14 protein-coding genes are annotated in these 24297 nt (G+C 72.0%); 4 read left to right on the forward strand and 10 right to left on the reverse strand.

The window, feature by feature from the left end:
- Nucleotides 1–56 precede the first annotated feature (56 nt).
- Nucleotides 57–2969, forward strand: a complete 2913-nt coding sequence (locus BLW82_RS03065) for an ATP-binding protein (protein ID WP_093497344.1) — start codon at nucleotides 57–59, stop codon at nucleotides 2967–2969.
- A 26-nt stretch (nucleotides 2970–2995) separates the two neighbouring features.
- Here BLW82_RS03065 and BLW82_RS03070 read toward each other — a convergent pair whose 3' ends face one another.
- The 6 genes from BLW82_RS03070 to BLW82_RS03095 form a co-directional block, all read right to left on the reverse strand.
- Entirely contained in the window at nucleotides 2996–4549 is a 1554-nt protein-coding gene (locus BLW82_RS03070; RefSeq protein WP_093497345.1) for an acyl-CoA synthetase, read from the reverse strand.
- Nucleotides 4546–5655: an NAD(P)H-dependent flavin oxidoreductase gene (locus BLW82_RS03075; RefSeq protein ID WP_093497346.1), complete on the reverse strand. Its 1110-nt coding sequence runs from the start codon at nucleotides 5653–5655 to the stop codon at nucleotides 4546–4548. Before BLW82_RS03075 ends, BLW82_RS03070 begins: the two co-directional genes overlap by 4 nt.
- An 85-nt stretch (nucleotides 5656–5740) precedes the next feature.
- The gene (locus tag BLW82_RS03080; protein ID WP_093497347.1) at nucleotides 5741–7312 is read right to left on the reverse strand and encodes a phytoene desaturase family protein; all 1572 of its coding nucleotides are present in this window, start codon (nucleotides 7310–7312) and stop codon (nucleotides 5741–5743) included.
- Nucleotides 7313–7441: 129 nt separating this feature from the next.
- Nucleotides 7442–9676, reverse strand: coding sequence for a serine/threonine-protein kinase (locus tag BLW82_RS03085; protein WP_093497348.1), 2235 nt, complete (start codon nucleotides 9674–9676; stop codon nucleotides 7442–7444).
- Nucleotides 9677–9736: 60 nt separating this feature from the next.
- Nucleotides 9737–10534: an oxygenase MpaB family protein gene (locus BLW82_RS03090; protein ID WP_093507818.1), complete on the reverse strand. Its 798-nt coding sequence runs from the start codon at nucleotides 10532–10534 to the stop codon at nucleotides 9737–9739.
- A gap of 301 nt (nucleotides 10535–10835) precedes the next feature.
- On the reverse strand, nucleotides 10836–11405 hold the full coding sequence (locus BLW82_RS03095) for a TetR/AcrR family transcriptional regulator (RefSeq protein ID WP_093497349.1): 570 nt from the start codon (nucleotides 11403–11405) through the stop codon (nucleotides 10836–10838).
- Between the two features lie 254 nt (nucleotides 11406–11659).
- On the opposite strand from BLW82_RS03095, the gene BLW82_RS03100 reads away from it, so the two are divergent.
- Nucleotides 11660–13069, forward strand: a complete 1410-nt coding sequence (locus BLW82_RS03100; RefSeq protein WP_256215611.1) for a carboxypeptidase regulatory-like domain-containing protein — start codon at nucleotides 11660–11662, stop codon at nucleotides 13067–13069.
- Between the two features lie 170 nt (nucleotides 13070–13239).
- Nucleotides 13240–14151, forward strand: coding sequence for an NAD(P)H-binding protein (locus tag BLW82_RS03105; protein WP_093497350.1), 912 nt, complete (start codon nucleotides 13240–13242; stop codon nucleotides 14149–14151).
- Between the two features lie 831 nt (nucleotides 14152–14982).
- Here BLW82_RS03105 and BLW82_RS03110 read toward each other — a convergent pair.
- Both BLW82_RS03110 and BLW82_RS03115 read right to left on the reverse strand, forming a co-directional pair.
- Nucleotides 14983–16566, reverse strand: coding sequence for an FMN-binding glutamate synthase family protein (locus tag BLW82_RS03110; protein ID WP_256215613.1), 1584 nt, complete (start codon nucleotides 16564–16566; stop codon nucleotides 14983–14985).
- Nucleotides 16567–16863: 297 nt separating this feature from the next.
- Nucleotides 16864–19695 carry a helix-turn-helix transcriptional regulator gene (locus BLW82_RS03115; protein WP_177232812.1) on the reverse strand — a complete coding sequence of 944 codons (2832 nt, stop codon included), beginning with the start codon at nucleotides 19693–19695 and terminating at the stop codon, nucleotides 16864–16866.
- Nucleotides 19696–19852: 157 nt separating this feature from the next.
- On the opposite strand from BLW82_RS03115, the gene BLW82_RS03120 reads away from it, so the two are divergent.
- The gene (locus tag BLW82_RS03120; RefSeq protein WP_256215614.1) at nucleotides 19853–21388 is read left to right on the forward strand and encodes a 4-hydroxyphenylacetate 3-hydroxylase family protein; all 1536 of its coding nucleotides are present in this window, start codon (nucleotides 19853–19855) and stop codon (nucleotides 21386–21388) included.
- 19 nt (nucleotides 21389–21407) lie between these two features.
- Here the strand turns inward: BLW82_RS03120 and BLW82_RS03125 are convergent, their stop codons facing one another.
- Both BLW82_RS03125 and BLW82_RS03130 read right to left on the reverse strand, forming a co-directional pair.
- Nucleotides 21408–23627 (reverse strand): helix-turn-helix transcriptional regulator, encoded by a 2220-nt coding sequence (locus tag BLW82_RS03125; protein WP_093497354.1) that lies wholly within the window; start codon nucleotides 23625–23627, stop codon nucleotides 21408–21410.
- Nucleotides 23628–23755: 128 nt separating this feature from the next.
- A complete protein-coding gene (locus tag BLW82_RS03130) occupies nucleotides 23756–24244 on the reverse strand; it encodes a flavin reductase family protein (RefSeq protein ID WP_093497355.1) in 489 nt (162 codons plus the stop codon).
- Nucleotides 24245–24297: the final 53 nt, after the last annotated feature.

Below are 24297 nucleotides of genomic sequence, written 5' to 3' on the forward strand. Positions count from 1 at the left end.
TGACAAGGCGTACCCTCGACTGTCCCCGGGCCGAACGAAAGAAAGCGGTACGGCATATGGCGACGGAGCCGCGGCAACCGGTCATGGATCAAAAGACTTTGATCGAGCGTCGACGGGAACTTCAGGCCCTTGATGCGGCGTTCCGGGAGTTGCGGCGCACCGCCGGCGGCGCACCGCGAGTACGACGCAAGGGACTGCTCGCCTTCACGGGCTCGGCCGGGCTGGGCAAGACAGCCCTCATGACGGAAGCACGCGCGAAGGCCGCGGCGGGCGGATTCACCGTGCTGTCGGGCAGAGGCGGCGAGGGAGAACAGGGTTCGGCGTTCCGCGTGGTACGCCAGCTGATGCAACCCTCGCTGGCGCGGATGGACGAGTCGGAACTCCGCGCCTTCCTGGGAAGCTGGTACGACACCGTCGCCGCCGTGCTCGGCCTGGAAGCAAGGGGGCACGCTCCGGCTCCGGATCCCACCGGGGTCCGCGAGGGGCTGGACTGGGTCATGACGCGGCTCACGGTGAAGAAGGCGCCCGTAGTCCTGCTCCTGGACGACCTGCACTGGGCGGACGCAGAGTCCCTGAAGTGGCTCACCTCCTTCGTGCCGCGGGTCGACGACCTCCCGCTGCTGCTCGTGGTCGCCTACCGGCCCGACGACCTGCCGCCTGAAGGGGGCGAACTGCGCACAGTCGTGGGGCACCACGGTGACCGCCCCCACGAACTCGAGCTGCTCACCGCCGAAGGTGTGGCCCAGATCGTCAGGGCCGAAGTCGGAGAGGGAGCCCAGGACCAGTTCTGCAAGGAATGCTGGTCGGCCACCGGCGGGAGCCCCTTCGAGACCGTGGAGCTCGCCATCAAGCTCGCCGAGCGGAAGGTGAACGGTACCGAGGACGACCTGCTCACGATGCGTGAGCTCGCCGCGGCGATCAAGGGCCCGGGACTGATCGAGCAGCTCGAACGGCTCGGCACGGCGACCGTCCGCTTCGCGCACGCCGCGGCCGTGCTGGGTTCACCCTTCTCGCCACAGCTCGCCGCGACCATCGCGGTCCTCGGCGAGGAGGAGGCGGCCGAGGCGATCCAAAAGCTGCGAGCGGCCCGGATCCTGTCCTACGGACACGAGATCGACGGCTCTCTTGAGTTCATGCACCCGCTGATCACCACGACGATCTACCGGTCCATCCGCCCGCAGGCAATCCGGGTCGGCATGCACAACGCCGCCGCGGAGGCCGTCCTGGCCGCGGGGCACGGTCCTACCGCCGCCGCCCGGCATCTGCTGGAGGTTCCGTGCGAAGGGAACTCGGAGGCGGTGGTGTGTCTGCGCGAAGCAGCTCGCGCGTACCTTGGCGCCGGGGCCACCGAGGCCGCCCGGCGCCTGTTGACCCGTGCGCTGCGGGAACCGCCCCTGCCCGAGGACCGTGCAGCGGTCCTCCATGAACTCGCGTGCTCCACGTTCCTGATCGAGCCCACCGCCACTGTCCGGTACCTGCGCCAAGCGCTCGCGGAGTCCGACGTCGAGCCCGATCTGCGCGCTTCCATAGTCTTCCGGCTGACACAGGCTCTGGCCCACACCGATCAGCTTGCCGAGGCCGTGAGCGTGGCAACCGAGGAGGCGAGGCAGGCCCCCAATCCGCGCGTCAAACTGCGCATGCAGGCGGATCAGTTCGTCTGGGGCATGTTCCAGGCCGACGACCACGACTCACCGGCACGCTCCCGGACACTGGCACGACTTGCCGAGAAATTGCCGGGTCGCAGTCTCGAGGAGCGCTACATCCTGGGACTGCGGGCCTGGGATGCCGTTCTGCGCGGCGAACCACGACAGAGCACTCTCGCCCATGCCGAGCGGGCTCTGGACGGCGGCATGAGCTGGACCGACGAGAACCGGGGTTTCGAGGTCCCCGCCTCGGTCGCACTGGTCTTCATGTACGGAGACCAGCCGCGACGGGCCGAGGAGTTGTTCAGCAAGGGGATCGCTGAGTGCGTCGCCAAGGGCTGGCGCGGCTCCCACCTGGCTCTCGGCCAGACCCTCGCCGGTTACATCCGCTACCGCCGCGGATGCCTGGCCGAGGCCGAGGAACTGGTACGGGGAGGTCTCCTGATCGCCGACAAGGTGGAGGGGGCCGTGCCCGCGCAATGGTTCGCCGTGGGCATCCTGATCCAGACGCTGCTCGCCCGTGGGCGCGTCCCCGACGCTCGGGCGCTCGCCGACGAGCACCACTTCGGTGCGACGGCTCCCAACGCCGTGATCTACCCCGACCCCCGCACCGTCTACGCCGAACTCCTCCTCGCCGAGGGCAGGCACGCCGAGGCGGCGCGGCTGCTGTCCGAGGTCGGGGAGTGGCTGGACGGGCGGGGCTGGCGGAACCCGGCCTGGTGCCCGTGGCAGCTGCGGCTCGCGACCGCGCTCGCCCCGACCGCACCCGAGGAGGCGGTGGGCCAGGCCGAGGAAGCGGTGCGCAGGGCCCGGGAGTTCGGTGCCGCCTCGACCGTCGGGCAGGCCCTGCACACACTCGCCGAGGTGACCGGCGGGCCGCAGGCGGTCGACCTGTACGCGCAGGCCGTCGAGCTGCTGGAGCAGTCGCCGGCCGCCTACGAACTCGCCCGTGCCCAGATCGGCCACGGTGCCGCGCTGTCCCTGGCCGGCCGGCTCCAGGAGGCCGCCGAGCGGCTCTACCAGGGGCTGGAGGGAGCCGTCCACTGCGGGGCCGGGGCGCTCGCCGCCCGGGCCCGGGAGGAGTTGTCGGCGGCCGGGCTGCGGCCGCTGCCGTTGCGGTACGCGCAGGTGGACACGCTCACCGCGGCGGAGCTGCGGACCGCCGAACTGACCGTCCAGGGGCACGCGGTGGGCGTGGTCGCCAAGGAGTTGCAGCTCACCGAGCAGGGTGTGCGGCAGCTGCTGTCCAGCGTCTATCGCAAGCTCGGCACCGATGCCGCCGGCCTCGCCGGGTTCCTGGAGGCCCGGCACCAGCCGGGCACCTGACGCGCCGGGTCACCGGTCCCGGCCGGTCACACCGGCCTGGCGCGTCCCTCCCAGTACGGGTCCCGCAGCCGCCGCTTGTAGAGCTTGCCGTTGGGGTCGCGGGGCATCTCGGCGATGAAGTCGACGGTCTTGGGGCACTTGTAGCCGGCGAGTTGTCCGGCGCAGTGGGCGAGCAGGCCGGCGGCGAGGTCCGGGCCGGGCTCGTGTCCGGGGGCGGGTTCGACGACGGCCTTGACCTCCTCGCCCCAGTCGTCGTGCGGGATGCCGAAGGCGGCGGCGTCGGCGACGGCGGGGTGGGAGAGGAGCACGGACTCGATCTCGGCGGGGTAGATGTTGACGCCACCCGAGATGATCATGTCGATCTTGCGGTCGCGGAGGAACAGGTAGCCGTCCTCGTCGAGGTAGCCGAGGTCGCCGACGGTGAAGAAGTCGCCGATGCGGTTCTTCTCCGTCTTGGCCTCGTCCTTGTGGTAAGCGAAGCCGCCGGTGTTCATCTTCATGTAGACGGTGCCGAGTTCGCCGGGCGGCAGCCGGTTGCCGTCGTCGTCGAAGATCGCGAGTTCGCTGATGGGCCAGGCCTTGCCGACCGTGCCGGGTTTTTTCAGCCAGTCCTCGGCGGTGGCGAAGGCGCCGCCGCCCTCGCTGGCCGCGTAGTACTCCTCCACGCTGGGACCCCACCAGTCGAGCATGGCCCGCTTGACGTGGTCCGGGCACGGGGCGGCGCCGTGGATGGCGTGCCGCATGGAGGAGACGTCATGGCGTGCGCGCACATCCTCGGGGAGGGCGAGCAGGCGGTGGAACTGGGTGGGGACCATATGGGTGTGGGTGCACTTGTGTGTGTCGATCAGGCGGAGCATCTCCTCGGGGTTCCACTTGTCCATGAGGACCAGGCGGTGGCCTATGTGGAGGGACGCGCCCGCGAACTGGAGGACGGCCGTGTGGTAAAGCGGTGAGCAGACCAGGTGGACGTTGTCGCCGAAGGGGCGGATGCCGAAGATGCCGAGGAAGCCGCCGAGGTAGGCCTCCTCGGGGCGTTTGGCGGGCAGCGGACGGCGGATGCCGCGGGGGCGGCCCGTCGTACCCGAGGTGTAGTTCATGACCCAGCCGAGTTCGCGGTCCGCGGGTGCCGACCCGGGCTGTCCGTCGAGGAGTTCGGCGTACGGGCGGAAGCCCTCGATCTCGCCGACCGCGTACCGGTGGGTGGCCGGGAGGCCGGCCTCGTCGGCGGCGTGCCGGGCCGGGCCGGCGAACCGTTCGTGGGCGATGAGCACCTTGGCGCCGGAGTCGGCGACGATCCAGCCGATCTCCGGGCCGACGAAGTGGTGGTTGACCGGGACGAGGTAGAGGCCGGCCTGGGTGGCGGCGAGGTAGGCGGTGAAGAACTCGGGCCCGTTGGGCAGCACGACCGCGAAGGCGTCGCCGCGTTCCAGGCCCGCGGCCCGGAGCCCGTGGACGAGTTGGTTGACGGCCGCGTGCAGGCGGCCGGCGGTCCATTCCTCGCCGTCGGGCGCGACGAGCACCGTGCGGTCGGGATCGCTGGTGGCCTGGGCCCAGAACCCGGCGGGGGGCGTGCTGGTCACTTGCCGCTCCTTCCGGCGATGCGGTTGATGCGGTCGACGGCCTGTTCGAAGCCCCGGGTGAGGTCGTCGAAGACGGCCTGGACGCTGCGTTCTGCGGTCATGCGGCCGACGATCTGGCCGACGGGGGTGCCGAGCAGGGGCTCGACCTCGTACTTCTGGATGCGGGTCAGGGCCTCGGCGACGAGCAGGCCCTGGAGGGGCATGGGGAGGGTGCCGGGGCCGTTCGCGTCGTCCCAGGCGTCGGTCCACTCGGTGCGCAGCTGGCGGGCCGGCTTGCCGGTCAGGGCGCGGGAGCGGACGGTGTCGCCGGAGCCGGCGGCGAGCAGTTTGCGGGTCACGGCGGGCGAGGAGAGGTCGGCCTCCGTGACGGTCAGCCACATGGAGCCCAGCCATACTCCCTGAGCGCCGAGACTGAGCGCGGCGGCCACCTGCCGGCCGCTCCCGATCCCGCCGGCCGCGAGGACGGGCAGGGGGGCGACGGCGTCGACGACCTCCGGGGTGAGGACCATAGTGGCGATCTCGCCGGTGTGGCCGCCTGCCTCGTAGCCCTGGGCCACGACGATGTCGATGCCCGCGTCCCGGTGCTTGACCGCGTGCCGGGCGCTGCCGGCCAGGGCGGCGACGAGGATGTCCTGGTCGTGGGCGCGGTCGACGACGTCGGCGGGCGGGGAGCCGAGGGCGTTGGCGAGCAGCCGGATCGGGTAGTCGAAGGCGACGTCGAGCTGGGTGCGGGCGACCTGTTCCATCCAGCCGGTGATGCGCCAGCCGGACGCCTCGCCGTCGGCCAGCTCGGGTACGCCGTACTTGGCGAGGGTGTCCCGCACGAACTGCCGGTGCCCCTCCGGGATCATCGCCTCGACGTCGGCCTCGGTGACGCCCTCCACCTTCTTGGCGGGCATCACGACATCGAGCCCGTACGGTTTCCCGTCGACGTGCGCCTCGATCCAGTCGAGGTCGCGTTTGAGGTCCTCGGGGGCGGTGTAGCGGACCGCGCCGAGCACTCCGAAGCCGCCGGCCCGGCTGATGGCCGCGGCCACGGCGGGAAACGGCGTGAAGCCGAAGACGGCGTGCTCGACTCCCAGGGTCTTGCTCAGCTCCGTCTGCATGCGCGCAGGATGCCGCAGTCGTGCGGTCGACGGAAGAGGTTTTCTGATGCCCCGTCAGATTCTTTGACCGTGTTCCGGCCAGGGGTCAGTCGGCCGGCTGTTCCAGGACCGCCATCGCCGCGTTGTGCCCCGGCACCCCGCTCACCCCTCCCCCGCGCACCGCGCCCGCCCCGCAGAGCAGGACGTTGGCGTGCCGGGTCTCCACACCCCAGCGGCCGGTGCCGTCCTGGGCGTAGGGCCAGGAGAGGTCGCGGTGGAAGATGTTGCCGCCGGGCAGGCGCAGGTCGCGTTCGAGGTCGAGGGGGGTCTTCGCCTCGATGCAGGGGCGGCCGTCGGCGTCCAGGGCCAGGCAGTCCACGATCGGCTCGGCGAGGTGGGCGTCGAGCTGGGCGAGGGTGGACTTGACGAGTTCGTCGCGTACGGCGTCGTTGTCGGCGGCGAAGAGCCGGGCCGGGGTGTGCAGGCCGAAGAGGGTGAGCGTCTGGTAGCCGCGTTCGGCCAGGTCACGGCCGAGGATAGTGGGGTCGGTCAGGGAGTGGCAGTAGATCTCGGACGGCGGGGCCTCGGGCAGCCGGCCGGCCGCTGCCTGGGCGTGCGCGGTGGCCAGTTGCCCGTAGCCCTCGGCGATGTGGAAGGTCCCGGAGAACGCCTCGCGCGGGTCGACGGCGGTGTCGCGCAGCCTGGGCAGCCGCTTGAGCAGCATGTTCACCTTGAGCTGGGCGCCCTCGGCTGGCTCCGGGGCCGGGTCGCCGGTGAGGGCGGCGAGTTCCTGCGGGGAGGCGCCCACCAGGACGTGCCGGGCGGCGGCGACGCCTTCGCCGTCCGCGGTGCGGTAGGCGACCTCCGCGCTCCGGCCGTCCGTCTCGATTCGTACCGCCTCGTGGCCGGTGGCGAGCACCGCGCCCGCCGAGCGCGCGGCGGCGGCCAGCGCGTCGGTGAGGGCGCCCATGCCGCCGACCGGTACGTCCCAGGCGCCGGTGCCGCCGCCGATGACGTGGTAGAGGAAGCAGCGGTTCTGGCGCAGCGAGGCGTCGTGGGCGTCGGCGAAGGTGCCGATCAGCGCGTCGGTGAGGACGATCCCGCGCACCAGGTCGTCCGCGAAGTTCTCCTCGATCGCGGCCCCGATCGGCTCCTCGAACAGGGCCCGCCAGGCCGCCTCGTCGTCGATGCGGCGGCGGAGTTCCTCGCGCGAGGGCAGCGGTTCGGTGAGCGTCGGGAAGACGCGCTCGGCGACCCGGCCGGTCGTGCCGTAGAACCGCTGCCAGGCCTGGTACTCCGCCTTGGCTCCGGTCAGCCGGTCGAAGGCCTCGCGGATGCGCCGCTCGCCGCCGCCGATCAGCAGGCCGGTCGGCCGCCCGCCGCGTTCCACGGGCGTGTACGAGGAGATGGTGCGGCCGCGGACGCGGAAGTTCAGGCCGAGGTCGCGGACGATCTTCCTCGGCAGGAGGCTGACCAGGTAGGAGTAGCGCGACAGTCGGGCATCGACGCCGGCGAAGGGGCGGCTGGAGACCGCGGCGCCGCCGGTGCGGCCGAGCCGCTCCAGGACCAGGACCGTGCGGCCGGCCCGGGCCAGGTAGGCCGCCGCGACGAGGCCGTTGTGGCCGCCGCCGACGATGATGGCGTCGTAGGTGCGGGAGGGTTCCGTGGCAGCGGGCATGGTTCTTCGTAACACACGATGATCTAGGTGGGTAAGAGGCGTGCCGGTTCGCTCTGCGAGGAGGGCCGGTTTTGGGGTGCGGGTCGTGTGCGGCCGGTCGCAGTTCCCCGCGCCCCTCACGGGGCGTTTTCACAGCCGTCCGTCGGAGGGCCTCCGCCGGCGCTGCACCGCCGTCCTCCGGTACAACTCGACCGCCTCGGCCCCCCGGCCCAACTGCTCCAGGCAGTGCGCCTCGTCGTTGCGGCTGGCGAGGGTGTCCGGGTGGTCGGGTCCGAGGACTCGTTCCCGGGCGCTCGCCACCCTCCTGTACTCCGTCAGCGCGTCCGCCCAGCGTCCCAGCCAGCCGAGGCTCACCGCCACCTCGCGGCGGCTCACCAGCGTGTCGGGATGGTCCGGGCCGAGCACCCGTTCGCGGATCGCGCATACGTCGCGCGACTCCGCCAGGGCCTCCTCCCAGCGGCCCAGGCGGCCGAGGTTGACGCCGAGGCCGTGGCGGGCGCGCAGGGTCTCGGGGTGGGCCGGGCCCTGGACGCGGGCACGGTCGTCGACCAGGGCGCGGTAGAGGGCGAGCGCGTCGGCACTGCGGCCCAGGCGGCCCAGGCTGATGCCGACCTCGTAGCGGGCGGCGAGGGTGTCGGGGTGGTCGGCGCCGAGGGCGCGCCCGCGGGCCTCGGCCACCTCGCGGTAGGTCTGCAGGGCTTCTTCCCAGCGGCCCAACTGGCCTAACGCGTAGGCGACTTCGTAGCGCGTGACCAGGGTGTCGGGGTGGAGCGGGCCGAGCACCCGGGCGCGGGCCGCGGCCACCTCGTGGGCCATGCGGTACGAGTCCTCCGGCCGGCCCAGCCGGCTGAGGTTGAAGGCGAGGTTGTGGCGGCAGCGCAGGGTGTCCGGATGGTCGGGGCCGGTCAGCCGCTGCCGGGCGGCGAGGACGGCCGTGTAGACCTGGTGGGCGTCGAAATGGCGGCCCAACCGGCCGAGCACGTAGGCCGTCTCCTGGCGGGTGGCGAGGGTGTCGGGGTGGTCGGGGCCGAGGGCGTGTTCGCGGGCGGCGGCGACCTCGGTGTACTCGCGCAGCGCGTCGGCGGGACGGCCGGTGCGGCTGAGGATGAAGGCGATCTCGTGACGGCTGGCGAGGGTGTCGGGGTGGTCGGGGCCGAGGAGCCGGGTGCGTTCGGCGGCGACGGCGCGGTGCACGTCACCGGCCTCGGCCCAGCGGCCGAGCCGTCCCAGGCTGAGCCCGGCGTTGTGGCGGCCGGCGAGGAGGGCGAGGGTCTCCGGGGAGGGGCCGGGGACGGCCGGCAGCGGTTCCGCGACGCCGCCGGCCGGGCGGGCGGTCCACTCGCCGGTGAGGCCGGCGCCAGGGTCGGGCGGGGTGGTGCGCAGGGCGGCGCCGGTCGCCTTGTGGCCGGTGGTCATGCCCCGGGTCCAGGAAGGCAGCCGGGGCTCGCGGGCGCCCGGTTCCGTGGTGCGGAGCCGGGGCTGCGCGGTGACGACGGTGGGGACGTAGGTGGGTGTCGTCCGCCCGGAGATGATCCGGCGGCCCACTTCCCCGGCGTCGTACGGCCGTTGTTCGGGCCGCTTGGCCAGCAGGTCGAGGACGACCTGCTCGAACCAGCCGGGCAGCTCGGGGCGGTGGCTGCGCGGCGGGGCGGGCGGGGTGTCGCGGTGGCCGACGAGGATCGCCCAGGCGTCGTCGAGGTCGAACGGCGGCGCCCCGGTCGCGATCTCGTAGAGGACGCAGCCCAGCGAGTACAGGTCGCTGCGCTGGTCGACCTCGGTGCCGCCGATCTGCTCCGGGGACATGTAGTGCGGGGTGCCCATGGCGATGCCGGTGCCGGTCAGCCGGGAGGTGAAACCGATGTCGTGGCCGAGGCGGGCGATGCCGAAGTCGCAGATCTTCACCGTGCCGTCGGTGAGCCGCATGATGTTGGCCGGCTTCAGGTCCCGGTGCACGATGCCCTGCCGGTGGGTGTAGGCGAGGGCGGCGGCGACCTGTTCGGCGATGTCGACGACGTCGCCGACGGGCAGCGGATGGTGCTTGTCGTCCTCCAGGAGCTGGCTGAGGTTGCGGCCCTCCAGCAGCTCCATCACCAGGTAGAGGATGCCGTCGTACTCGCCGAAGTCGTGGACGACGGTGACCCCGCGGTGGGAGAGGGCGGCGGCGACTCTCGCCTCGCGCCGGAACCGCTCCCGCAGCACACGGGTGAACGCCTGGTCGTGGTGCGGGCCCAGCGGTTTGAGGCACTTGACGGCGACCTGCCGGCCGAGTGACTCGTCGCGGGCCCGCCACACCTCGCCCATCCCGCCCCGCCCGATCAGGTCGAGCAGCCGGTACCGCCCCTGGACCAGCCTGCTGTCAGCCATCGCGCGCCGTCGCCCCCCGTCGCGGTCCGTGACACCCCCCTGCTCGCCCAGTATGGCTGTCTATCGCCCGACTTTGTACGGTGCGGGGCGTGCGTCCGGGCCGAGCCTCGCCATGGCGCGCAGGATGTGTTTGGGCGGGAGTTGCCAGCGCAGACGTGCGGGAACGCAGCGCAACAGGGTGCCGGTGGCGCGCAGTCGGCGGGTGACGACGGCGGGTCGAGGGGCCGGTCTGCCGTACAGCTCGTGGGCGTACGGCGGCAGAGAGGCGTACGCGAGGCAGGCCACGCGCCGCCACAGTGCTGCGCGCGCCAGTATCAGGAGCGGGTGGGTCGGCGGGCGGAGCAGGAAGTCGTCGACCGCGTGTGCGTCGGCACCGGCGGCGAGCTGCGGTCGTACCTTCTCGAAGTAGGCTGCCATCTCCGCCTGGTCGCCCGGCACGGCGGCGGCATCGAGGCCGACCAGGCGGCCGCTGACCCGGTGTTCGGCGATGTAGCGGTCGGCCTGCGCGTCGGTGAGCGGGAAGCCGGAGCGGCGGACGACGTGCAGGTAGGAGTCGATCTCGGCGCAGTGCACCCACAGCAGCAGGCCGGGTTCGTCCACACCGTACCGTTCGCCGGTGTCCGGGTCCGTCGCGCCCAGCATGCTGTGGATCTTCCGGATCCGCGCTCCGGCCCGCTCGGCGGCCTCGGTGGTGCCGTAGGTCGTCGTCCCGACGAAGTTCGCGGTCCGCATGAGCCGGCCCCAGGCGTCGCGGCGGAAGTCGGAGTTCTCCATGACACCGCGCACCGCGCGAGGGTGCAGGGCCTGGAGGTAGAGCGCCCGGATGCCGGCGACCCACATCATGGGGTCGCCGTGCATCTGCCAGGTCACGGAGTCGGGGGTGAAGAGCCCGGCGTCACCGTCCGTACCGGCAGGTGGGGCCGGAGCCGTGCGATGTCTCCGGAGCACGATGTCGACCTTCGTTTCCGCCGAGGATGCTCAGCACCGGGTGCCGCTGCCGCCGAGGGGCCCTGGCACGTCGGCACGGATGCACGGACCTGCCCGAACCGCCCCGCGGCGTCACCCCGACTCCTTCCCCGAGCGCTCCCGGATCACTCCCGTCGGCACCGTCCGGAGTCGGCCGTGCGGCCGTGTCACCGGGCGGGAACGGGGCACCGGATCAGTCGGCCGCCGCGACCGCGTCTTTGATCAGCCGGTGGGCGGCCGCGTCGGTACGGCCCGCGTCGTGGGTCACCAGGCGGTCCTGACACAGACCGCGCAGTCCGGAGACGAGCAGCGTGGCCGCGGTCCGCGCCTGCTGCGGCGGGTGCCCCAGCCGGACGTAGGCCGCGGCGATGGGCCCGATCATGACCTCGACGGTCTCGGCCGCGACGGCGCCGTACTGATGCGGATCGGTGGCGGCGAGGCTGAGCAGTTGCAGCAGCATGCGCACCGGCCCGGCCTGCTCCCCGACCGTCATGGCGTCCCACAGCGTGTGCGCCGCCGCACGCAGTTCCGCGCTGTCCCGAACGCCGTCGAACATGGCGTGCGCGTCTGGGCGGCTGGTGGCCAGCGCCTGGGCCAGCAGGTTCTCGCGGCTGCCGAAGTAGTACAGCAGCATGCGCTTGGTGGTGCCGATCGACTGGGCGAGCGGACTCAGCGACATCTGCGCGACGCCGTGGTGCTGGAGGTGGTGCACCACCTTTTTCAGCAGTTCGGCACGTTTTTCAGCATTGACGGGGCGCGACACGCTTTGACTGTACCGATCGGTACGCGTAAGGTCCAGCAGACATAGATGTTCCGATCGGTACGTTAACGAGATGGCGCCCTGACGATGCCCGGGCGCGGGACAGTCGAGAGAGGCGCCGTGAAACTGTTCGGACCGCGAATACTGCAGGCCGGCCTGCACCGGAGAGGCGGCTTCGGGACTGCCGGGCGTACGGTTGCCCGTGCGCCCCGCGGGCTCGGCGGCACGGCTCGCCGTGGCGGCCGAGGGGTGGTTCTGTGAAGCCCCGGACCGAGCGGGCCGGGGGCGTTTCCGGGGCCCGGGTCCTCGTCGAGACCCTGACGATCCCGGTGCTGCTCTTCCTGGGCCTGCTGTTCTGCTTCCCGCTGGCCTTTCACCAGCCCCAGCCCCACCACGCCAGGATCGCGGTGGCCGATCTCGCGCTGGAACGCAAGGTCGACACCGTGCTGCGGCGGGAGCACCCGGCCGGGTTCGACGTGACCGCCGTGGCGGACGCCGGAGACGCCCGGCGGGCGGTGCTGGACCGGGACGCCGTGGCAGGCTTCGCCGCCGACGGCAAACACGCCGTGCTGTACGTGGCCGAGGCCAACGGCTCGGCCCTGGAGCAGGCGCTGGACAAGGGCTTCGGCCGGCTCGCGGCGCACAACCACCAGAAGCTCACGGTCACCGACGTGGCCCCCACGGTCGACAAGGACGGGACCGGCACGACCCTGGTCTACTTCGGGATCGCCTGGAACGTCCCCGGCTACATCCTCGCCACGGCCCTGCTGCGGGCGGTGACCTTCACCCGGCGCAGGAAGCTGATCACGATCGCGGGCGCCGCCGGCCTCTTCAGCATGGTGGGATTCCTCGTCGGCGTCGGACTGGACTTCTTCCCCGACGACCCCGCGGCCCTGGGGATCGCCTTCCTGCTCACGACGGCCGTGGCCACCTTCTCCCTCGGCATGGCACCGTTCGTCCGGCACTTCTTCCCGCTCGCGGGTCTGGGCCTGTACGTCGTGCTGAGCGTTCCGTCCAGCGGCCTGGTCCCCGTCCCGCTGCTGCCTCGGTTCTTCCAGGGGCTGCACGCGGTCATGCCGCTGGGCAACGCGGTCGACGCCCTGAGGGGGGTGATGTACTTCGACGATGCGGGAGTGCTGAGACCGGTCCTCGTGCTCTGCGCGTGGATCACCGCGGGAGCGGCGCTGCTCGGCCTGGACGCGTGGCGGCACCACTGCGCAGCCGCGGCGCTGGGGGCCGAGGACGAGCAGGAGGACATTCCCGAGCCGCCGGTGGAGGACCCCACCGTGGAGGCACCCGTCCCCACCCCGCTGCCGGTCCGCCCGCACCACTTCGGCGAGCTGTTGCCGATGCTGGAGGGCACCGTCCGCGACACCGAACAGCAGCCCGTCCGCCATGCCGCGGTGACCGTCATGGACACCGGTGGCCGGCAGTTGGTGCGCACCACGACGAACGCACAGGGCGAGTACGCCGTGACCGGCCTTCCCGAGGGGTATATCAGCGTCGTCGCGTCGCACCCCGGACGAGACCCCCTGGTCCACCAGAAGCTGCTGCAGTCCGGTGTGGCCGTTCGGGCCGACTTCACCCTGCACGACCGGCGCAGCCGGACACCGGTCGGCGCAGGCACCGAACACCTCGGTCCCCGGCACGCGCGACACGGATCGTGAGACAGGGATCGTGACCAAGCGGACGGCGCCGGGCGGCACCGCCCGCTTGGCGGGGGCCTCCGGCCCCCTCTCACTCCGGAGGATGCGGCGTAGCCCATTGCTCTCTTTGCCGGACATGAGCGAAGACAAGAACGCCGGGATGTACATCGGCCCGGGGTGGAGGGAAAAAGGTGTCTGACAAGAATCACGCCACGGTGGCGGTCACCGGGGTCACCGGTGCGCTCGGCAGCCGGATCGCGGCCCGACTCGCCGGCCACGGGGTCCCGCAGCTCCTCGTCGGCCGCAGTCCCGACCGCATGCCCGACCTGCCGGGCGCCCGGCGACGCGGTCCGGCCGCCTACGCCGACGCCGCGGGCATGCGCAGGGCGCTCGCCGGCGCGTCGGCCCTCGTCCTGGTCTCCGGACACCGCAACGGCCGCCGGCTGGAGGAACACGCCACCGCGGTCGAGGCTGCGATCGCGGTCGGCGTGCGCCGGGTCCTGTACGTGTCGCTCGTCAGCGCGGCGCCTGCCGCCACCTATCTCAACGCCCGCGACCAGTGGCTGACCGAACAGTTCCTGGCCGGCGCCGGGATCCGCCACACGATCCTCCGGGCAGGCTTCTACGCGTCGACGCCCGCGGCCCTCGCCGACGCGGAACTCCTCGTGCGCGGCCCCGCGACGACCGGCCGGGCCGCCTTCGTCACCCACGAGGACATCGCGGACGTGATCACGGCCGTCGCCCTCGATGACGGTCCGCGCTCGGAGTACGACGGCGCGACCCTGGAGATCACCGGGCCCGAGGCGCTGACTCTCGGCGAAGCGGTCACCCGGATCGCCGCGGCCACCGGCCGGCCCTACCGCTACGAACCCGAAACCCTTGAGGAAGCCTTCGCGCGGCGCTGGCGGCTGGGCATGAGCGGGGAACAGATCGAGACCTGGATCTCCTGGTACCAGGCGATCGAGCGGGGCGAGGTCTCCGTGGTCACCGACGTGGTTCCCCGGCTCACCGGCTCACCGGCGACCCCGATCTCGGACGCGGCCTGGTGGCCCGCGCCGAACACCGCGCGGGGAACCGGCGAGTTCGGCGCCGGGCGGAGCTGAGACGTCCGCCGTCAGAACGTGCAGGCCGGCTGCAGCGCGAGAACGAGGCCGACCCCGACGACGAGGGCGATCACGCCGAGGACGATCACTTTCGTCTGATCACTCATCGGCGGCCGTTCATTCCCGGGCAGCCGACCCGAACAACACCCTTTTCCATCCGGCCAGAATGGCACGGCCCGGAATCGAGGCGCATCGCATGATCTGGTGATCGGTCCCGCCGTTCCTTTTCCTGATACGGCCGCGCACCGCCCGATCACCAGATTGCGCGACGCCCCCTGCCGTTTCTGCGGCGCATAGTGATCCTGCCGTCGTTCGCCGGAGCAAGGAGAAATGACCATGCAGAAACCCGTACGTCGCACAGCGGTCGTGGCTGTTCTTCTCGCAGTCGCCGCAGGTGTTCTCTTCGTTGCCCGCGGTTCCGCGAGTGCCGCCCTTTTCCCCGCGGCCGGGAGAGCGCCGGAAGGGCATTGCGGCAGCCACGCCTACGACCGCTTCGACCGTTTCTACCCCTGGGTCCGGAACCGGCTCACGGAATTCCGGCGGGTCGGCTGAGCCGGCCGAGGAGTCAGGAGTGTGTTGCACGATGAACGCCGGAGACGGTGCCCCGGGCAAGGACGACGCCGGGCAGACGTTCGAAGAGGGACTGGAGCCCTGGCTTTCGGCGTGGCTCGCGGTCGGCCAGGAGGATCACCTGGCACGGAAGGCGCAGGCATCTCGTTCCGGACCGGGCTCGGTCCGGAACGAGATGCCTGCACGGTGAGTTCCGGGGCTCCTGCGTTTCGCTCGTCCGGGCCGCACCCGTTCTTCACCCGTTCACCGCCGCGGGACCGGTCAGGCGGTGAAGCGATCAGGATCGGCGGCCTTCCAGTCCGTGGCCCAGGACTCCGGCGGCTCGATCAGCAACTGCCCGGGAGCCAGCCATTCGTAGAGCTCCGCGTAGGAGCGGACCGTGACCGGATCCACGCGCCGGCGCAGCATGTCCGGGCGCAGCGCGGCCGGTCCGCTCACGCCCAGCGAGGCGATGATCCTCATGGCGCTGTTCACCGTGGCGGACTGGAAGCGCTGGACCCGGACCGACTTGTCATCGACGTCCAACGCGCGGGCGCGGCGCGGGTCTTGTGTGGCGACCCCGGCGGGGCAGGTGTTGGTGTGACAGCTCTGCGCCTGGATGCATCCGATCGCGAACATCATGGCGCGAGCCGCGTTGGTGAAGTCGGCGCCCTGCACCATGCGTTTGACGATGTCGGCTCCGGTGGCCACCTTGCCGCTGGCGCCGATCCTGATCCGGTCCCGCAGGCCCGCGCCGACCAGCGCGTTGTGGACGGTGACGAGCCCTTCGGTGAGGGGGCTGCCCAGATGGTCGGCGAACTCCAACGGGGCGGCTCCGGTGCCGCCCTCGGCTCCGTCCACGATGATGAAGTCCGGCGCGGTGCCCTCCTCGACCATCGCCTTGCACACCGCCAGGAACTCCCGCCGGGAACCCACGCAGAACTTGAAGCCGACCGGCTTGCCCCCGGACAGCTCGCGCATCTCCGCGAGGAACCGGACCAGTTCCCGTGGCGTGCCGAAGACCTCGTGGTAAGGGGGCGAGACGACGGTCCGGCCCTCGGGGACTCCGCGTACCCGGGCTATCTCGGCGGTGACCTTCTCCCCGGGCAGCACCCCTCCGATGCCGGGCTTGGCTCCCTGGGACAGCTTCAGGGACACGCACTTCACGCTGTCGTGAGCGGCCTTGTCCGCGAACCGCGCCCGGTCGAAATGGCCGTCCACGGTGCGGCAGCCGAAGTATCCGGTGCCGATCTCCCACACCAGGTCGCCGCCGTGACGCAGGTGGTATTCCGACAGGCCGCCCTCACCGGTGTCGTGCGCGAATCCCCCGAGGGCGGCACCCCGGTTCAGGGCGAGGACGGCGTTGGCGGACAGCGAACCGAAGCTCATCGCCGAGACGTTGAGCAGTGCCATGTCGTAGGGCTTGGTGCAGTCCGGACCGCCGACGCGGACCTTCGGCTGCTCTGCCTGCACCGGGCGCGGCCTCATCGACGACTCGAAGTACTCGTACCCCTCGGCGTAGACGTTCCGCTCGGTCCCGAACGCCTGCTCGGCCTCCAGGCCCTTGGCGCGCTGGTAGACGAGACTGCGGACATCCCTGTCGTAGGGTCGGCCGTCGTAATTGCGCTCGATGAAATACTGCTGCAGCTCCGGCCGGATCGACTCCAGCATGAAGCGCACATGTCCCAGCACGGGGTAGTTGCGCAGCACCGAGTGACGTTTTTGGAGGAGATCGTAGGAACCCACGCCCGTCAGTGCCGCGAAAAGCAGGGCGGCCGGCCACCACCAGGGGGACACGGTCGCTGCGAAAGTTCCGAATGCGACTGCCACGGCACCGATGAATGCAACTGCTGAAATTCTCATCACAGGTGAAACGTACAACCGCCTGAGTCCACGTCACAATGTCTCATTAATGCGATATGTGGCACATTCGGGGCTCGGCCCGGGCGAATTTCTCCATGCCGGATCGGTCCGGCCGCGTCGGCGGTTTCCGCTCTTCCCTCCGGAAATAGGGAAGTGAATGTCCGGATCCCCGACGGCGCCGTACCTGCGGCGCCGTCGCGACCAGCATCCCCCGGGCCCGGGGCGCCGGCATCGCTCGTTCACGGGATTCTCGGCACGCGCCCGCCGCCGCGGGCGTCGCTCAGTCCGCCCCCCGGGGTTTCAGCCCCGCTCGATCGCCAGCCGGGTCAGTTCGACCCGGGTGTTGATACCGAGCTTGGCGAAGATGTGCTTCATGTGCGTGTTGACGGTGTGCACGGACACGTAGAGCCGATCGGCTATGGCCCGGTTGGTGAGCCCCTCCACGACGAGCGGGATGAGCTTCCGCTCCGACTCGGTCAGGCCCTCCCATCCCGGTGTGCCGCTCGTGTGGTGCCGTGGGGCGGCCGTGCGCACGCCGAAGTGTCTGAGATTCCGCGTGATCCGTTCGTGATCGCGCACGGCTCCGGAGGCCGACGCCAGCTCGCCCGCCTCCTCGAGGTAGGGGATCGCCGACGCGGTGTCGCCCGAGGCGGCCAGCAGGCCTGCGAGGTCCTCGCAGACGCCGGCCAGGGCCAGCCTCCTGCCTGTGCTCCGGTAACCGGTGACGGCGGACTCCAGCGCACCCAGGTCGTGGTGGAGCAGTCCGTCCGCATGGGCTCGGACGGCCCCGATGATCCGCTGGCTGTCGTCCTGTCCGGCGAGGGTGCGCAGGGCGCCGGACACGGCCCGCGCGACCGGCACGTCCTCGCCGCGCAGTGCCGTGCGCACGATCCAGGGCCAGTGGGACGGCGGCACCGCGAGCAGCTGTGCCGGCTCGGCGTTCGCGAAGCCGGCGTCCAGCGCCGCTGCCGCCGCGGCGTCCCGGCCCTCCGCGTCGGCCAGACAGGCGCGCGCCAGCGACACCCACGGGCCGAACCGCTGGGTGCTCGTGCCGGATCCGGCTTCGGCGGCACGGAGATGGTCCCCGGCTCTGGCGAGGTCACCGCGTCGGATCTCCACCAGTGCCAGTACGGAGCGGGCCTGTGGAGTCGGCTGGGTGATCTCCAGCTCCTCGGCCACCATCAGGCTGGCCTCGGCCTCCACGGCCGCGTCGTCCAGGGCCCCCTGTTCGAACAGCGCGCAGGCCCGGCTCGCGTGCCAGTGGGGAAGCGACCAGCCCAGGCCCATCGCCTCCGCCTCGCGCTGCCCCTCCCGCAGCACCCGCCCGGTCTCCGCGAGCCGGTCGGTGGCGGTCAGCACCGTGGCCAGCCAGAGCGCGGGAATCCGCGGTGGCCGCAGGTGGAGTACGCCGGTCTGGGTGCCGGAACGCGCCGTGGCCTCCTCGGCGAGTTCGAGGGCGCGGGCGAGACGCCCTCGGTAGAAGGACGTCTGCGACTGGAACACCATGGCGCTGACGACGACGGCCGGGTCCTCGCTGCGGTAGGAGGCCTCGACCAGTCCGATGTCGGTCTGCTCGGCTGCGGTGATGTCGCCGAGGTAGACGTGGCCGGTGGCCTTGGTCTTCAGCAGCCGGACCCGCAGGTCGGCCGGCAGCCCGGGAAGGGCGAGAGCCCGCTGGAGGTGCGTCATCGCGGCGGCGTCGTCGCCCGTGGCCTGGTGGATCTCGGCGGCCACCAGGCGCAGACGCGCCTCCTGCAGCGGCTCCAGCCGGTCCGACAGGGTGGCGTCGACCATGTCGAGGGCCTGGTGTACCCGGCGGGTCCGGCCGAGGTGCTCGGCGGCGTCGGTGAGCAGGGCGATGCGCCGTGGGTCGTGCGGGGGCAGCAGCCCGGCGACCTGCTGGGCGAGGTCCGCGGCCGCGTCGGGGGCCGACGAGGACAGCTCCCGTACCGCGGTGGTCAGCGAGGTCACGGCGTCGTCGTCGACCGGGCCGCCCGACAGGACGACGTGCCAGGCCACCTCGGCCGATCGTGCCCCGATGCCGCGCAGCACGTCGGCGGCCTGCCGGTGCAGGGCGACGCGTACGGCCGGTGCCAGGTTCTCGTGGACGGCCTGCCGCATGAGGTCGTGGCGGAACGCCAGCCGCGGCCCTTCGCCGGAGAGCAGACCGGCGTTCAGGGCCGCCTCGACACCCGCCAGCAGGCTGCCCACCTCCCTGCCGAGCATGCGGGCGGCCGTGCCGAGGTCGAACTCCCGGCCGAGGACGGACCCCACCTGGAGCAGGCGCACGGCGTCCTCCGGGAGCCGGTCCAGACGCGCGGCGACGCTCCGCCGGAACCCGACGGGGATACCGTCGTGCACCAGGCTCGCCACCCCCGCCTCCACCCTGACGGCGTCCGTGTCGACGAAGGCGCGCACCAGTTCGATCGCCAGGAACGGATTGCCCGCGACGCCCCGCAGCAGCCCGGCCAGCCCGAGTGACGGCTGCGCGCCGAGGACGTCGGCCGCGATGTGCTGCAACTCCTCCTGCGGCAGCGGGCCGAGGGTCAGCCAGCGGGCTCCGAGACGTTCGAGATCCTCTCGCACCCTGGCGACGGTCGGCCGCTCCGCCTCCGGCCGTATCGCCAGCACCCACAGGATCCGCGAAGCCGCCAGCCGCCGGGGCAGGGTGCGCAGCACCAGGAGCGTGGCCGCGTCCGCCCACTGCGCATCGTCCACGAGCACCGCCACCGGGGCGCGCTGGGCACGGTCCTCCAGGTCGTCCGTGATGCTGTCCAGCAGCCACAGCCGCTGGTCGTCGGTGGCCGCGGCGGCTCGTGCGGAGCCGTCGGAGGGCTGCAGGGCCAGCTGCAGGGCCGCCCCGGCGGCGTACTGGTCGAGTTCGTCGGCCCGTACGGACACCACGTCGAACCCGGACCGCCGTGCCATGCCGTCCAGCTCCGCCAGCAGCCGGCTCTTGCCGACGCCGGCCGCGCCTTCCACGACGACGCAGGCACCCCGCCCGCCCCGCACCGTGTCCAGGGCCGCGCGGACGGCCGCCAGCTCGCGGCCCCGTCCCCTGAGGCGCAGGCCGTTCACGGCCCGGTTCCCACGCCCACCGGGCCGGTCACCCGCGGGGTCTGTGCTGCGCATGGGGTCAGCATGCCGCACGGCCCCATCGCCCTCAACGGCCGTCCCTGTGCGCCAGGCGCTTTCACCCGGGTGATTGTCGGTTCCGCACCGTCGGCTCACCCCGCCGAGCCGCATGTTCCTGGTCGTCCAGATCTCTTGCCCCCGAGAGGAGCACGACGTGCGTACAGGCAAGGAATACCTGGCGGCGCTGAACGACGGCCGCACGGTGTGGGTGGGTGACGAACTCGTCGCCGATGTGTCCACGCACCCCAAGACCAGGGCGTACGCCCGCAGCATCGCGGACTTCTACGACCTGCACCACCGCCCCGACCTCCAGGACGTCATGACGTTCCTGGACGAGGACGGGGTCCGGCGGTCCATGACCTGGTTCCAGCACCGCTCCAAGGAGGACCTGCTGCGCAAGCGGCGCTACCTGGAGACGGTGCAGCGGGAGCTGGGCGGCGGTGCGATACCGCGTACGCCGGATGTCAACAACTACGTCCTGCTGACCTACGTCGACGACCCCGAGCCCTGGAGCAGCCAGTCCGTCGGGACCGACGGGCGGGACCTCACCGGCGGGATCCTCGACTTCTGGAACGTGATGCGGGACGGGGACCTCAACGCGACCCCGGCCTTCGTCGACCCGCAGGCGGACCGCTCGCGCGATTCCGCACAGGCCCAGTCCCCCGCGCTGCGGGTGATCGCCACCTCGGACGAGGGCATCACCGTGCGGGGTGTGAAGTCCATCAGCACCGGCGCGGCCTTCGGGGACTGGATCCACATCGGCGTCTTCTACCGCCCGGGCATCGTGGCGGAGCAGATCATCTACGGGGCCGTGAAGCCCAACACCCCCGGGGTCACCATCATCTGCCGCGAGAGCAACGTCCGCGACGGCGAGGAGGTGGAGCACCCGCTCGCCTCGCAGGGTGACGAGCTGGACAGCATCATCGTGTTCGAGGACGTGCTCATCCCCTGGAACCGGGTCTTCCACATCGGCAACCCCGAGCACGCCTCGCTGTACCCGCAGCGCGTCTTCGACTGGCTGCACTACCACTCCCTGGTGCGTGCCATGGTGAAGGCGGAGCTGATGCTCGGCCTGGCCCTGCTGATCACCGAGCACATCGGCACCTACCAACTGCCTCCGGTCCAGGCCAGGATCGCCCGGTTCGCCGGCTTCCTCCAGACGCTGAAGGCGCACGTGATCGCCTCGGAGGACGACGGGTTCTTCACTCCCGGCGGCATCTACAAGCCGAACGTCCTGATGTTCGACTTCGGGCGGGCCTACTACATCGAGCACATCACCGACCTGACGCACGAACTCGTCGACCTGTCCGGACGCGCCGCGCTCATCTACCCCACCGAGGGGCAGTGGGAGCGCCCCGAGCTGCGGCCGTGGCTGGCGGCGCTGCAGACCGGGCCGGTCGGCAGGCCGCACGACCGGCTGAAGATCAGCCGGGTGATCCGCGACATGTTCCTGTCCGACTGGGGCGACCGCATCAGCACCTTCGAGAACTTCAACGGCACGCCCCTGCTGGCCATCCGGAGCCTCACGATGAAGCGTGCCGAGATGTCTCCCACCGGGACCATGGCGGACCTCGCCCGCAAGGTCTGCGGCATCGAGAGCGTGACCGGCGACGGGGAACCGGAGACCGCGTACCTGGCCCAGGCGGACTACGCCCGGCGACAGGACGGCACGCGCCGGAACGCCCGGTAGCCGGACGCCGGGGCCCGGGTCAGAGCATGCCGCGCTCCCGGGCCCTGGCGACCGCCTCGCTCCGGTCGTGCGCGTCGAGTTTGCGGAAGATCGCCCGTACCTGTGTCTTGACGGTGTTGTGGGACACGTAGAACTCGGAGGCGATCTCACGCAGTGTCAGCGGACCGCACAGGGCGCGGAGCACCCGGCGTTCCCGCAGCGACAGCTCCCGGGACCCGGACCCGACGAGCCCCACGACGGTGTCCTGCACGACCCGTCCGAGGAGTTCGGTGAGCACTCCCGGTGACTCGCACCGGGCCGCCGCCCGCTCGGCCGTCTCGCGGGCCTCCCGTGCGGCGGCCGTGTCGTGCCGCGCAGCGGCAAGCCGTGCCCGTGTGACGTGGTACCAGGCGTGCATCTGGGGTTCGCCGCCGGTCCTGGACGAGTCGGCCAGCGCCGCTCCCGCCTCGGCCAGGGTCCGCTCGGCCTCGTCGGCCCGCCCCTCGTCGAGGAGCAGGCCGGCCCGGCCGATGTAGGCGGGCGCGGCGACGAAGTGCCGCTCCAGCCCGGCCGTCCCGGCCGCGGCCAGGGCCGCGTCGCTCAACATGCGCGCCGGCTCCTGGCGTCCGGTCAGCAGGGCGCACAGCGCCCGCAGCCCCAGCGCGCGGACGAGCGTCAGGCCGTGCCCGGCGGCATGTGCGTCACGGGTCGCCTCGCCGAGCAGCGCCTCGGCCTCCTCGTACCGAGAGGTCCACAGCAGAGCGGTACCGCGGGCCGTACAGGCCAGAGCGCGCCAGGACGTCAGCGGGACGGTGCCGGCGAAGGCGGTTTCGGCGAGCCGGTCGCCGGTCAGGATCTGCCCCTGCAGCCAGCAGGCCACCGCCCGGGCGACGGCTGCCGCGTCGGACACCGTGCTTCCCTCCCCGAAGGTCTGCGCTCCCGGCTCCCTGAGCCGGACCACGTCGAGCCAGCGCCGGGCCGTCTCCGGAGCGCCCTCCGAGAGGGCCGCCATCGCCGCCACGACGCACAGTCTCGCGTCCGCGGCGACCGTGCGGCGCGGCAGGAGCTCCAGCCACTGCGCGACCTCACCGCTGCGGCCCGCCGAGATCGCCTTCTCCCAGTCGCGGAGTACCGACCCTACGGCGGCGGCCTCGTCGCCGCCCCGCACCCAGTGCCGGACGGCCGCGGTCGTGCCGCCGTGCTGTGCGTACCACCGGGCCGCCGTCCGGTGCATCGACGCGACGGTCTCCCGCCCCTCGGCTCCGAGCAGGTCGAAGAGCAGCGCGGACAGTGCGGGATGGCGCCGGTACGCCGAGGGTTCGGCGGCCACCGGGACCAGCAGCTGGACGGTCCGCGCGAGCTCGCGCAGCAGTACGCCCGCCCGGTCCCCGGCGAGGGCCCGGCACGGCCCGGCACTCAGTTCGTCGAGCACACTGGTGCGCAGGAGGAACTCGCGCTGCTCGGTGGTGAGCCGGTACAGCACCTCGGTGGCCAGGTACTCGGTGACCGCTCGCCCGCCGCGGGCCAGGTCGGCGGCCGTACCGGCGATGCCCGACGGGCGAGCGAGGGTACGGCCCATGACGCACAGCGCCGCCGCCCACCCCTCCGTGGTCCGGTACACCGCGCTCGACGTCTCCGCGTCCGGAGCGGCCCCGAGCAGTTCGGTGAGCACGGCCTCGGCCTCCTCCGGAGTGAAGGCCAGGTCCTCCCAATCCAGTTCGGCGACCGCGCCCCGGGCGCGCAGGGCGGGTACCGGCCCGCCCGGAACGTGACGCGTCGACAGGACGACACGGAAGCCATGCGGAAGCCTGGTCAGGAAGTCCGACAGGCTGCGGACCGCGTCGGCGTCCGTGATCGATTCCACCCCGTCGAGGATCAGCGTGAGGGGTCCCTGGCCGTGCAGTCCGCTCACGAGGTCCGGCAGGATCTCCTCGGGCCACGCATCGAGCGTCCACGCGCCGCTGTGTGGGTGGACGGGCAGTTCCGGCCGTACGTGCCGCAGCGCCCGCAGGATGCCCGCCCAGAGCCGGCCCGGGGCGTTGTCGTACGCGTCCAGGCTGAGCCAGGCGCACCCGCCGCGGGCTGCGGGGCGCTGCGCCCACTCGCTCAGGAGCACCGTCTTCCCGGCGCCGGCGGGCGCGGAGACCACCACGACGGGCTCGGTCGACGCGTCCAGCCGGCGCAGCAGCCGGGGCCGGGTCAGCAGGTGCGGGGGCTGGTCGGCGGGGCGCAGCTTGAAGGCCGGCACGGAGCTGGTCATGGCACCTTCGATGGGGTCGTCGGAACGAGTGCGGCCCCGGCGTCCGGCTCGCCTGCACGAGCCGGACGCCGGGGGCCGGGAGCCGTGGTGGGCCGGGGGTCACGGCAGCCTTCGCCGGGCCGCCGGCGTCAGCAGTGGGGCCTGAGCGCGCCGAAGTCTCCGCCGAAGTGGAGCAGCGGACGGCCTTCCACGCGGTGTTCGAAGTGGCGGACGTCGCCCACGAATATGGTGTGGTCGCCACCGGGCAGCGCGGCGGAGACGTCACACACGACAGCCGCGATGGCCTCCCTCAGCACCGGCACGCCGTGGTCGTCGATGGTCTCCACGCCCGCGAACTTGTCCGCCTTGGAGACGGCGAAGTTCCGTGCGAGGTGTTCGCTGTCCTCGCCCAGGACGTTGACGGCGAAGCGGCCGTGCTCGGCGATCGCGGTCCGCGTGTACAGCTGGTTGCCGATGCACACGATCAGCTGGAGCGGCTCAAGGGACAGCGCGGCGACGGCGCTCGCCGTCATGCCGATGGGCGTGCTGCCCGCGCATGTGGTGATCACGCTGACTCCCGTGGCGAGCCGGCTCATCGTGGCTCGGAACCCGAAGACGACATCAACGGTTTCACTCATCTGAGGACCTCCGTGAGGGCGGGGCCGGACCCCGCGGTGTGATGAAGTGTTCG

Origin of the sequence: Streptomyces sp. Ag109_O5-10, from assembly GCF_900105755.1 — a bacterium.
Taxonomy (GTDB): Bacteria; Actinomycetota; Actinomycetes; order Streptomycetales; family Streptomycetaceae; genus Streptomyces.